Origin of the sequence: Melaminivora jejuensis (genome assembly GCF_017811175.1) — a bacterium.
GTDB classification, from domain to species: Bacteria; Pseudomonadota; Gammaproteobacteria; order Burkholderiales; family Burkholderiaceae_C; genus Melaminivora; species Melaminivora jejuensis.
Genome location: NZ_JACWIJ010000002.1, coordinates 2,760,508 through 2,772,199, shown reverse-complemented (window position 1 = coordinate 2,772,199; position 11,692 = coordinate 2,760,508). Strand labels below are relative to the sequence as shown.

10 protein-coding genes and 2 pseudogenes are annotated in these 11,692 nt (G+C 70.9%); 3 read left to right on the top strand and 9 right to left on the bottom strand.

Annotated features, from left to right (window positions below):
* Positions 1-21 precede the first annotated feature (21 nt).
* Together IDM45_RS13105 and IDM45_RS13100 are read left to right on the top strand one after the other, a co-directional pair.
* Positions 22-1,332 (top strand): O-antigen ligase family protein, encoded by a 1,311-nt coding sequence (locus IDM45_RS13105; protein ID WP_209423243.1) that lies wholly within the window; start codon positions 22-24, stop codon positions 1,330-1,332.
* Positions 1,317-2,291, top strand: coding sequence for a glycosyltransferase (locus IDM45_RS13100; protein WP_209423241.1), 975 nt, complete (start codon positions 1,317-1,319; stop codon positions 2,289-2,291). Before IDM45_RS13105 ends, IDM45_RS13100 begins: the two co-directional genes overlap by 16 nt.
* A gap of 148 nt (positions 2,292-2,439) precedes the next feature.
* Here IDM45_RS13100 and IDM45_RS13095 read toward each other — a convergent pair whose 3' ends face one another.
* Positions 2,440-3,549 (bottom strand): NAD(P)H-dependent flavin oxidoreductase, encoded by a 1,110-nt coding sequence (locus tag IDM45_RS13095; protein ID WP_209423239.1) that lies wholly within the window; start codon positions 3,547-3,549, stop codon positions 2,440-2,442.
* 66 nt (positions 3,550-3,615) lie between these two features.
* Positions 3,616-4,533: a LysR family transcriptional regulator gene (locus IDM45_RS13090; RefSeq protein ID WP_209423237.1), complete on the bottom strand. Its 918-nt coding sequence runs from the start codon at positions 4,531-4,533 to the stop codon at positions 3,616-3,618.
* Positions 4,534-4,601: 68 nt separating this feature from the next.
* Between IDM45_RS13090 and IDM45_RS13085 the strand changes: the two genes are divergently transcribed.
* Positions 4,602-5,861 (top strand): YbfB/YjiJ family MFS transporter, encoded by a 1,260-nt coding sequence (locus IDM45_RS13085; protein WP_325168977.1) that lies wholly within the window; start codon positions 4,602-4,604, stop codon positions 5,859-5,861.
* 9 nt (positions 5,862-5,870) lie between these two features.
* On the opposite strand, the gene IDM45_RS13080 is transcribed toward IDM45_RS13085, so the two are convergent.
* From IDM45_RS13080 to IDM45_RS13050, 7 genes and pseudogenes are all read right to left on the bottom strand, one after another.
* Positions 5,871-6,092, bottom strand: a complete 222-nt coding sequence (locus IDM45_RS13080; RefSeq protein WP_209423234.1) for a BrnA antitoxin family protein — start codon at positions 6,090-6,092, stop codon at positions 5,871-5,873.
* A gap of 1 nt (position 6,093) precedes the next feature.
* Positions 6,094-6,375 (bottom strand): annotated as a pseudogene (locus tag IDM45_RS13075) (BrnT family toxin).
* Positions 6,376-6,554: 179 nt separating this feature from the next.
* On the bottom strand, positions 6,555-7,067 hold the full coding sequence (locus tag IDM45_RS13070) for a DUF2165 family protein (RefSeq protein ID WP_209423233.1): 513 nt from the start codon (positions 7,065-7,067) through the stop codon (positions 6,555-6,557).
* A gap of 82 nt (positions 7,068-7,149) precedes the next feature.
* A complete protein-coding gene (locus tag IDM45_RS13065; RefSeq protein ID WP_209423232.1) occupies positions 7,150-7,956 on the bottom strand; it encodes an MOSC domain-containing protein in 807 nt (268 codons plus the stop codon).
* Between the two features lie 89 nt (positions 7,957-8,045).
* A pseudogene (locus IDM45_RS13060) lies at positions 8,046-9,394 on the bottom strand (ATP-binding protein); the annotation flags it as partial.
* A gap of 34 nt (positions 9,395-9,428) precedes the next feature.
* The gene (locus tag IDM45_RS13055; protein WP_209423231.1) at positions 9,429-10,145 is read right to left on the bottom strand and encodes a response regulator transcription factor; all 717 of its coding nucleotides are present in this window, start codon (positions 10,143-10,145) and stop codon (positions 9,429-9,431) included.
* A gap of 99 nt (positions 10,146-10,244) precedes the next feature.
* Complete coding sequence (locus IDM45_RS13050) at positions 10,245-11,597, bottom strand: AmpG family muropeptide MFS transporter (RefSeq protein WP_209423230.1); 1,353 nt, start codon at positions 11,595-11,597, stop codon at positions 10,245-10,247.
* Positions 11,598-11,692: the final 95 nt, after the last annotated feature.

Sequence of the window (11,692 nt, the reverse complement as noted above, 5' to 3'; positions counted from 1 at the left end):
GGGGCAGGCGCGCAGGCGGTCATGCCGCTGTGGCAGCGCTGGGCCTGCCTGGGCGCCTTCATGGTGCCGGGCCTGTCGCTGGCTCTGCCCTCGGGCTACTCCTATGGCGCGGTGCTGCTGCTGCTGGCGGCGCTGGCCAGCAGCCCGCACTGGCTGCGCCAGCCGCTGCCGCGCCCGGGCTGGGCCCTGGTGGCGCTGTTTGCCGCCATGGCGCTACTGTGGCTTGCCGACGAGGCCGCTGGCCCGGGCTGGGGCAGCCTGGACAGGCCTTCCAAGTACCTGCTGGCCTTGCCGTGCGTGTTCTTCCTGATGCGCTGGCCGCCACGCCTGCCGTGGCTGGTGGCGGGCATTGCCGCTGGCGGTATCGGCGCCGGCGGCGTGGGCCTGTACCAGACGCTGGTGCAGGGCCTGCCGCGCGCCAGCGGCTTCACCAACGCCATCCAGTACGGCGACCTGGCGGCGCTGCTGGCGCTGCAGGGCGCGCTGGCGCTGGCCGTGCTCGGGCGCGGCCTGCGGCGCTGGCAGTGCCTGGTGCTGCTGGCCGGTGCCTTGCTGGGCCTGCTGGCCTCTGTGCTGTCGCAGGCACGCGGCGGCTGGCTGGCGCTGGCGCTGCTGGCGCCGCTTGCCGCCACCTTGCTGGCCCATGCGACCGGCCAGCGCGGCCGCCGCCTGGGCCTGGGCCTGGGCGCCCTGCTGGCGGCGGGCGCCCTGCTGACGCAGGTGCCGCTGTTGCAGGAGCGCGTCGAGCTGGCGCAGCAGGAAGTGCAGGGCTACCTGGACAGCGGCGCTGGCGACAGCTCGGTCGGCCACCGCCTGGCGCATTGGCGCCTGGCCTGGCAGATGGGCCTGGACAAGCCCCTGGCCGGCTGGGGTAAGCAGGGCTACGAAGCCGAAAAAGCCCGGCGCGTGGCAGCCGGCGAGGCGCCGCCCGTGGTGCTGGTCTTTGGCCATGCGCACAACGAGGCGCTGGATCTGTGGGCCAAGCATGGCGCGCTGGGCGTGGCGCTGCTGGGGCTGTTCTATGGCGTGCCGCTGGCCCTGCTGTGGCCGACGCGCGCGCGCATCCACGATGCCCGGGGCCAGCTCGACCGCGCGGCGCTGACGCTGTGCCTGATCGGCTCCATGCTGCCGCTGTCGTATGCCGCCTTCGGCCTGACCCAAGTCTTTCTGGCGCACAACAGCGGCAACCTGTTCTACCTGTTCATGTGCCCGCTGGTGCTGGCTGCGCTGCACGCCCGCCTGGCCAGCCGGGCGGCCCCGCTGGCCCCTGCCGCACCGGCTCCGGCTGCACCCGCTGCACCGAAGGCACCACCGCCATGCACGTCCTGCTGATCAACAACTCGCCGATCCCGGTCTATGCCTACGGCGGCACCGAGCGCGTCATCTGGGACTTGGGCCGCGAACTGGTGCGCCGTGGCCACCGCGTCAGCTACCTAGTGCCCGAAGGCTCGCGCTGCGACTTCGCCGCCGTGCTGCCGATCCGCCCCGACGCACCCTGGGAGGGCCAGATCCCGGCGGACGTGGACATCGCCCACTTCCAGTTCAACCCGCGCTGCGAGCTGGCGCGGCCCTATCTGGTCACCGAGCACGGCAACGCACGCAAGCCCAAGCCCCTGCCGCGCAACACGGTCTTTCTGTCGCACGACCACGCGGCGCGCTATGGCTCGCGCGAATACGTCCACAACGGCCTGGACTGGGCCAGCTACGGCCCGGTGGACTTCGAGCGCGCGCGCCAGCACTACCACTTCCTGGGCAAGGCCGCCTGGGGCGTCAAGAACGTGCGCGGCGCCATCCGCGTAGCGCTGCGCGCCGGTGTCGAGCTGGACGTGCTGGGCGGCGACCGGCTGAACTGGAAGCGCGGCTTTCGCTACACCTTCTCGCGGCGCATCCACTTCCACGGCATGGTCGGCGGGCAGCAAAAAACCGGCCTGCTGGGCGCCTCGCGCGGGCTGATCTTTCCGGTGCGCTGGCACGAGCCCTTCGGCCTGGCCGTCATCGAGAGCCTGTACTTCGGCTGCCCGGTCTTTGCCACGCCCTACGGCGCGCTGCCCGAGCTGGTGCCGGCGCACTGCGGCGTGCTGGCCGACAGCGCCAGCGCCTTGGCCGAGGCCGTGCGCGCCAACGCCTTCGACCCCCGCGCCTGCCACGCCCACGCGCTGGAGAACTTCGGCGTGCAGCGCATGGCCAGCGGCTACCTGCAGATGTACGAGCGCGTGCTGGCGGGCGAGCTGATCAACGCCCAGCCGCCCGTCATCCAGGGCCCGGCGCGCGAGCTGCCCTGGCGGCGCTGATGGCGGGGCGCCCGGGGTCTTTCAGGCCTGTTTCAGGCTTGTTTTGTGGTCATTTCATGAGTCAAATCGACCGCAAAGCCTTATGGGACAAGCGCTGGCAGCTATCAAAAAAATAATTTCCTGCAGTGCCCTCGTGCATGGCCTCGCATCACCCGCGCGCCGCCTCGCCGGGCAGCACCTGCGCCAACTCCCGCGCCAGCACCCGAACCAGCTCCCCTGCCGGCAGCGCCCGCGCCAGCGCCACGCCCTGGCCGGCCCACAGCGACAGATAGTCGGCCCGGCCCTGCTGCGCCGCCGCCCGGCGCAGCGGCCCGGTCAGGGCGTTCTGGATGGGGTAGGGCGGCAGCTCGGCCTCGCAGGCGTCCAGCCGCTGCATCAGGGCGTTGACGATGCCGCGCGCCGGCCGGCCCGAGTAGGCGCGGGTGATGCGCGTGTCGCTGCCCCTGGCCTGGGCCATGGCCGCGCGCTGCGCCGCCCCGATGGCCGACTCCGGGCAGGCCAGGAAGGCCGTGCCCATCTGCACCGCCTGCGCGCCCAGGGCCAGCGCCGCCGCGATGCCGCGCCCGTCCATGACGCCGCCGGCGGCAATGACCGGGATGGCCAGCGCATCGACACACGCCGGCACCAGCGCCAGCGTGCCGATCTGGCTGCTGGAGGACAGATCCAGAAAACTGCCCCGGTGCCCGCCGGCCTCCATGCCCGAGGCGCATACGGCGTCCGCCCCCACGTCCTGCCAGGCCAGCGCCTCGGCCACGGTGGTGGCGGTACCGATGACCAGGCTACCCGCCTCGTGCTGGATGCGCTGCACCTGCGCGCGCGTCAGGATGCCGAAGGTGAAGCTGGCCACCGCCGGGCGCGCCGCGATCAGGGCGTCGAGCTGCGCGTCGAAATCCTCGCACCAGCGTGTGGGCACGGTGGGTGCGGGCAGGCCCAGATCAGCATACAGCGGGGTGAGCCGCTCGATGGCGGCCTGCACCAGGGCCGGCTCGGGTGAGGGCGTGGCCAGCACGAACAGGTTCATGCCAAAGGGCCGATCGGTGGCGGCGCGCACGGCAGCGGCGGCCTCGGCCATGGCGGCGGGCGCACGCATCCCGCAGCCCAACATGCCCAGGCCACCGGCGGCGGACACGGCGGCGGCCAGCGCCGGCGTGTCCGATCCGGTCATGGGGCCCTGGATGATGGGCAGAGCAAGCTGCAGGCGGTCGAGCAGGTCGGTGCGGGTGGCGGGGGCGGCGAGGGTAGCGGGAGCGGTGGCCATGACGGGTTCTCCAGTCCGGGATGAAAAAATCGGTTCAGCTGACAGGTGCGGGGGTGCGGCAGGCCGTCAGTCCGGCGCCGCAGCGCGGGCAGTCGCAGGGGCCACAGCAGACGCGGGCGTCAGCTCTCCGCGCAGCGCCTGCAGCAGCGCCGCCAGCGCCGGCGTCGCATAGCCCGTGCGCTGCACCAGCACCGTGGGGCATTCGCCCAACTCCAGCCAGGTCAGCGGCGGCGGTGCGCGCAGCAGCTCCAGCACCGAGGCCGGCAGCACGCCGGCGCAGCGCCCCGACGCCACGCAGGCCAGGATGGTGGCGTAGGAGGCCAGCTCCAGCACGCGCGGCGCACGGCCCAGGGCGGCGCGCATCCAGTCCTCGCCGATGCGCCGGTAGCTGCAGCCGTGGGCAAAGGCGGCCAGGGTGTCGAGCTGCAGATCGGCGGGCCGGGCCAGCGGCGGATGGCTGGCCGGCAGGGCCAGCAGCAGGCGCTCGGTGAAGACGGGAGTGCGCTGCAGCGGCAGTTCGGCCCCGTCCTCCAGGCCCGGCGGCGGCCAGGCCACCAGGGCGCAATCCAGCCGGTGCGTCAGCACCTCGTCCGTGAGCGGGCGCGAGGAGCCGGTGCGCAGCTCCAGGCGCAACTGCGGCCAGCGCTCGTGTAGTTGCGCCAGCGGGCCGGGCAGGCGGGCGGCGGCGGTGCTCTCCATGGCGCCCAGGCGCAAGCAGCCGCTGGGCGTGTCGGCGCAGACCTCCTGGCGCGCCTGCTCGGCCAGGGCCAGCAGGCGCTCGGCGTGCGGCACCAGGCGCTGGCCAGCCGGCGTCAGCGCCATGCCCCGGCCCTCGCGCACGAACAGCGGGCAGCCCAGCGATTCTTCGAGTTGCTGTACCCGCGTGGTCACGTTGGACTGGGCGCGCGCCAGCCGCTCGGCGGCGCGGGTCACGCTGCCCTCGCGCGCCACGGTCAGAAAGATCTCCAGCGCCACCAAGTCCATGGGCAAGCAATCCTTTTATGGGATGATTCGGAAAAAATCCATCTTAAAACAATATGTATAGTGCAAACGTGGATACCCCGTCCGCCCTGCGCGACCAGCCCCGCGCCGTGGTGCTGGCCGGGCTGCTGTCGCTGGCCGTCGCCATGGGCGTGGGGCGCTTTGCCTTCACGCCGCTGCTGCCCATGATGCTGGCCGATGGTGTGGTCAACCTGGCCGGCGGCAGCTGGCTGGCCACTGTCAACTACATCGGCTATCTGCTGGGCGCGCTGGCCTGCATGGCCCTGCCCTGGGTGGCGGCGGCGTGGTATGCGCGCTGGCACCCGGCGCGGCTGGCGCGCGTCGGGCTGGTGGCCACCGTGGTGCTGACGCTGGCCATGGCGCTGCCCCTGGCCGATACATGGCCCGCCCTGCGCTTTGCCGCCGGCGTGGCCAGCGCCTTCGTGCTGCTGAACGTGGCGTCGTGGTGCATGGTGCGCCTCACCGTGCTGGGGCAGCCGGCGCTGGGCGCGCTGATCTTTTGCGGGCCGGGCGTGGGCATTGCGCTGACCGGCTTCATGACCAGCGCCATGGTGGCTCTGCACTGGCGTGCGGCCAGCGGCTGGGCGGCGTTCGGCGTGCTGGCGCTGCTGCTGTGCGTGCTGGTCTGGCCGGTGCTGCAGGGCCGCGCCGCCGAGCCTGGGCGGGCTGCCGCACCCGGCGCTGCGGCGCACGCGCCGGCGCCGCCGCCGGCCAGCGCCCTGGCGCGGGCGCTGCACGCGCTGGCCTATGGCCTGGCGGGCCTGGGCTACATCATCACGGCGACTTTTCTGCCGGTGATCGCGCGCGGCGCGCTGCCTGCCGGCTCGGCCTGGCCCGATCTGTTCTGGCCCATCTTTGGCGTGGCCGTGGCCGTGGGCGCGGCGCTGAGCTCACGCGCCAGCGCCGCCTGGGATCGGCGTTGGCTGCTGGTGGGCTGCTACGTGCTGCAGGCCCTGGGCATCGCCGCCGGCCTGTGGTGGCCGACGCCAGCGGGCTTTGCGCTGGGCAGCGTGCTGCTGGGCCTGCCGTTCACCGCCATCACCTTCTTTGGCCTGCAGGAGGCGCGCCGCCTGTGGCCGGCGTCGGCGGACAGCTTTGCCAGCCTGGTCACCGCCATGTACGGCCTGGGGCAGATCGCCGGGCCGCCAGTGGCGGCGGCGCTAGTGGCGGCGGGGGGCGAGGCTGCGGGCTTCAGCCGGGCGCTAAGTGTGGCGGCGGGGGCGTTGGTGCTGGGGCAGGGATTTATGTGGGGGCGGCGGTGCGGTGGCGGTCGCCGGCTGCCGGCTGAGAGGCCGCCGACGATAGGATGAGACATTTATCTATGAACTTGGCCAATTTATTTGCACCTTGCGGTTCTGGGCAATGCAGTCACGCAGGTATAAATTAATGAGGCTTTGGTAAGGGACGCCTGCTTCCTCCGCCATATTTTTGAAATAATCCACGACATCCCCAGAAAGGCGCATGGTCACCGGCTTTTTCAACATCGATGCATAAGGATTCTTGCGCGACCGCATCTTGGAAAGATCGTACTCGGATTTCATGTCAATCACCTTGATAAAACGCGCTCTCACGCTTGGTTGCCTTGCGAGCGGAAATAATGCGAATGACATTTCCGTAATCACGCTCGCAGTGACAGAAAATCAACAGTCGAGCCTCTGAGCTGTACCCCAGCATTAGGAATCGCTCTTCCTCCGCGGAATGTTCTTCATCAAAAAACTAGACCGCATATTCATCGAAAAAGACAGACTGGGCCTCATCAAAAGACACTTGGTGCTTTTTCAAATTCGCAGCCGCTTTTTGAGGATCCCACTCGAAAGTAACCATAAATGCATGGTATTTATTTCCGGGGTGGTGTCAAGCTGGACGCAAGAGGAGTCACTGCCGATCAGGCTGGATCGGACTGTCACTCGTCATCGAATACCTGCCGCCTTTGGGTTTGCCGCAGGATGCCTGGAAGCGCACCGCATCAGCTCCCGCCCTCACCCTACGCAGCAGGCTCGGGCTCAGGCCACGGGAGCCACCTCCCCATCCCCCTGATTCACAAAAATCCCCACCCCCAGCAGCGTCATATAGAACCGAAACGCCCCCGCCTGCCCATTCCAGGTCGGTGACTGCCACATCAAAAACCACTCGCCGCCGATGACCATGAAGCCCAGGAACCACAGCACGAAGCCCGCCAGCACGCCCGCCATGGCCCAGTGCTTGGCGCGGGCGAATTGCGCCGCCGATGCGTGCCGCGCCTGCCACAAGGCCCAGGCGCCCCGGCCCAGAAGGAGCGCCGTGGCGATCTCGCCGGCGATGATCAATCCATACAGCGTGTGCCACAGCAGCGGGCTTTGAATCGCCCGCCAGCGGATCAGGTGCCGGCTGCCGTCGAAGATGTCATCCATGGCCAGCACGTGCTGGACGAAGGCAAGGTTGGCGCGGTAGTCCACCAGGTTGTTGAAGGCCACCAGGGCGGCAAACAAGGCCAGGCAGGCCACCATGACGGCCTTGGCGCAGCGGGTCATCAGCATGGGTTTTCCTCCTCCGGGCGGCATCATGCCGCAGCGCCTGACTGCCTCAAAAAACCGGCCTGCACCCAAGGGGACGCAGGCCTCAGCCCGGCTTCACCCCATCGAGGCGCGAGCGCCAGTCCTCGACCTGGCCGCTGTCCAGCCGGCGCGCAAACAGCCGCTCCCAGTTGGGCGGCAGCGGCAGGGTCAGCAGCTGGCGCATGAGCGGCGGCGCGCACTCGCCCGTGGCGATGGTCTGCATGATGCGCGCCAGCGGCCAGTCCGGGTGGGGCCGCGACAGCAGGCGCACGGCGTCGCCCGCCTGCACCTGGCCGCCTTGCAGCACGCGCAGATACCAGCCGGTGCGCAGACTGGTCTGCACGCGCAGCGCCATGCCGGGCACGGCAAAACGATCGCTCAGCTTCCAGCACGGCTGGCGGCCCTGGCTGACTTCAAAGACGGCGCTGCCCACTTGCCACTGGTCGCCCAGGCAGACGCTGGCCTCGGCAATGCCCTGTAGGCTGAAGTTCTCGCCAAAGGCGCCCGGCTGCTCCAGCAGGGCCAGCGCCTGCGGGTATCCGGCCAGCTCGGCGCGCCAGGGGGCGTATTGCTCCCAGGCGTAGCAATGCACGGCCTTGAGCGGGCCGCCGTGGACGCGCAGATCGCCCTGCTCGTCGCCCTCCAGGCCCTGCACGTGAGTAGCTACCGGCCCGCTGCGCGGCTGCTTGGCGATGGCGCTCAGGCTGCCGGGGCGGGTATAGGGCCGGGCCTTGCCGGTCAGCACGCTGGCTAGCGTGCCGATGACGGGGGCCGTGGCTGGTGCCGGTGCTGCGGCGAGTGGGGCACCTGGGATGGGTGCAGGGGTGGTGGTGCAGGGAAGGGCGCAGGTGGGTTTGGCTGGGCGGGTCATGCCCGCGATGATGCCGCAGCGCCCATGCCGCCAGCGCTGGCCGGGTCGCCCGGGGCGCCCGGGGCAAAGGCAGGCGCCGGCCCGGCCTGCACCGGCAGGCGCAGCACGAAGCATGCGCCCGTCTGCCCGTCCGGGCGTGCCGTGCATTGCACGCTGCCGCCGTGGCGCTGGGCGATGGAGCGCACCAGCGCCAGCCCCAGGCCGACGCCGCCGGCGCGCTCGCTGGCGCCGGGTAGGCGGTAAAACGGCTCGAAGATGCGCTCGCGCTGCGCCGGCGGCACGCCAGGGCCGTGGTCGCAGACCTGCAGCACGCAGACCGCGCCAGCGGCGGGCGCTGCGGTAGCCGCCCGGGTGTCGGGCCGACGTCGCCAGCAGCGTTGCCGGCGCCGTCAGCGCTGCCAGGGCCATGCGTGTCCGCGACCCGCGCGATGTGCAGCGTGACCTCGCCCTGGCTGTAGCGGCGCGCGTTCTCCAGCAGGTTGCGCAGGGCGCGGCGCAGCAGCCGGGCGTCGCCGTGGACTTCCAGCGGGCCGCCTGCGCCGTCCATGTCCTGCGCGCCGTCGTCGCTCCCGCTGCTGCCGGCACTGCCGGCACTCAGTTCGGCATCGACGCGGGCGCACTCCTCGGCGGCCAGGCCCAGCAGATCGACGCTCTCGAAGCTGTCGCCGGCAAAGGCGCCGGCGTCCAGCCGGCTGGCCAGCAGGATTTCATCGACCAGCTGATCGAGCTCGGCGATGTTGCGCTCGATCTCGGCGCGCGCGGCGCCCAGGTCGGTGCTGCCGTGCAGCAGCTCCAGGCCCATGCGGATGCGCGTCAGCGGCGAGCGCAGCTCGTGCGAGGCATTGGCCAGCAGCGACTTGTGCGATGCCACCAGCGCCTCAATGCGCGCTGCCGAGGCGTTGAAGCGCTGCGCCAGGCGTGCCACCTCGTCGTGTCCCTGTTCGTGTACGCGCGCCGACAGGTCGCCCTCGCCAAAGCGCTGCACGCTGCGTTCGAGCTGCTCCAGGCGCTGCAGCAGGCGCCGGATGATGGGGAACAGGGCCACGCTCACGGCCAGTCCGGCCAGCGCCAGCGTCCAGGCGAAGCCATAGGGCGGGCGCAGCCAGAAGGCTGCGCCGCGGCGCTCGTGGCCTGGCGCTCGCTCGCGCGGCGCCAGGCGCAGGCGGTAGGACTGGCCGTCCTCGGCCTCGATGCGCAGTTGCAGGCCGGCTTCCGGCTCGCCCGTGACGCGTGTGGACAGGCCCTGCAGCAGCACGCGGCCATCGGGCGCCAGCAATTGCAGCTCGCGCCCGGGCTGGGCCTCCAGGCGCTGGGCGTTGTGCTCGGCAGCCACGCGCCAGGCGTAGCCGACGATCAGCGCGAACACCGCCAGGCTGGCGGCCACAGCCAGCCAGATGCGCAGGTACAGGCGCCGCGCCAGGGGGCTGGTGGGGCTCATCAGGGCCATGGCCGCACTCCTTCGACCGGCGCCGTCAGTCCTGCTGGCGCGCAAAGACATAGCCTACGCCGCGCACCGTGAGGATGCGCCGGGGCGTTTTGGGGTCGGCCTCGATGGCGGCGCGGATGCGGCCCATGTGGACGTCGATGGAGCGGTCGAACGCCTCCAGCTCGCGCCCGCGCACGGCCTCCATGATCTGTTCGCGCGTGAGCACGCGCCCGGCGCGCTCGGCCATGGTCACCAGCAGGTCGAACTGGTAGGAGGTCAGCTCCGCCGGCTGTCCGGCCACGCTCACGGTGCGCGCGTCGCGGTCGATCTCCAGGCTGCCAAAGCGCAGCACGTTGGCCGCGGGCTGGCTGCCGGCCTCGCGCCGGCGCAGGAGCGCCCGGATGCGCGCCAGCAACTCGCGCGGCTCGAAGGGCTTGGGCAGGTAGTCGTCGGCGCCGATTTCCAGGCCGATGACGCGATCCATGGCGTCGCCCTTGGCGGTGAGCATCAGGATGGGCAGGCGCGCCGCGCTGCCCGGCAGCGCGCGGATGCGCCGGCAGACCTCCAGGCCGTCCATGCCAGGCAGCATCAGGTCGAGGATGACCAACTCGGGCAGTGGCGCGCCGGCGGGGTTTTGCAGCAGCTCCAGGCCGCCCTCGCCATCGCCACGGTGCAGCACTTGCAGGCCCGATTGGGCCAGGTAGTCGCTGACCATGTGCGCCAGGCGCGCGTCGTCTTCGATCATCAGCAGCTGGGAACTCATGGCACGTATCCTGGGTGCGGGCTGTGGCACAGGTTTGTCCTGCGGGTAAAGCAGCGGTAAAGATGAAATGCTTTTTTGATAGCTGCTAGCGCTTGCCCATCAAGGGTTTGCGGCGGTTTCTGTGGTTTTTACCCTGGCGGCCAGCGCCACCAGCAGCAGCACCGGCGCGCCCAGCAGCGCCGTGCCGACAAAAAATGTGGCGTAGCCGTGGGCATCGACGAAGGCGCCGGAAAAGCCCGCCAGCCATTTGGGCAGCAGCAGCATCATGGAGCTGAACAGCGCGTACTGCGTGGCCGAGTACTGCACATTGGTCAGGCCCGACAAATAGGCGATGAAGGCCGCCGAGGCGATGCCGCCGGCCAGGTTGTCCGCCGACACCACGAAGACCAGCCCGGCCACGTCGTGCCCGCGCGTGGCCAGCCAGGCAAACAGCAGGTTGCTGGCCGCTGATAGCACTGCTCCCAGCATCAGCACGCGCATCACGCCCCAGCGCATCGCCATGGCGCCGCCGACGAAGGCGCCGGCCAGCGTCATGGCCACGCCATAGACCTTGGTCACCGCAGCCACTTCGTCCTTGGAAAAACCCATGTCCACATAAAAGGGGTTGGCCATGATGCCCATGACCACGTCGGCGATGCGATAGACGGCAATCAAGGCCAGCACCAGCGCCGCCTGCCAGCGGTAGCGGCGGATGAAGTCGGCAAACGGCGCGACCAGCGCGCCGCGCAGCCACTCGGCAGCGCTGCGTGCCGCAGGCAGCGGGCGCGGCTCCGGCTCGGGCGACAGCAGCACCGTGAACACGCCCACCAGCATGGACGCGGCCATGGCCAGATAGGCCGTGCGCCAGGCCAGCGGCTGGTAGCCGGCGATGCCGCCGGCCTCGGCACGCGCGGCCAGCCACAGCACGCCGGCACCGGCCCAGATCATGGCCAGGCGGTAGCCGGTCTGGTAGGTGGCGGCCAGCGCGGCCTGGCGGTCGGCGTCGGCGGACTCGATGCGAAAGGCGTCCAGTGCGATGTCCTGCGTGGCCGAGCCGAAGGCCACGGCCAGCGCGCACCACACCAGCGCCGCCAGATCGGCGCGCGGGTCTTGCCAGGCCATGCCGGCCAGGCCGGCCATCACCAGCGCCTGCGCCAGCAGCAGCCAGCTGCGCCGCCGGCCCAGCCAGCGCGTGAGCAGTGGCAGCGGCATCCGATCGACCAGCGGCGACCAGACCCACTTGAAGGCGTAGGCCAGCCCGACCCAGGACAGGTAGCCGATGGTGGTGCGATCCACCCCGGCCTCGCGCAGCCAGAACGACAGCGTGCCCAGCACCAGCAGCAGCGGCAGCCCGGCAGAAAAACCCAGCGCCAGCATCCGTAGGCTGGCCGGCTCCAGATAGACGCGCAGCGCCTGGCGCCAGGAGCGGCGGGTGGGGGTGGCGGGCGCGGGGGCTGGCAAAGGGGCGGGCATGGGGCTGGCAGCGTGGCTGGAGGACAGGCAAGGTGCGGGGCGGGCGGGTCATTATCCGCAGCCCCCGGCGCCTGCAGGCTGCTTGCAGGGGGTGT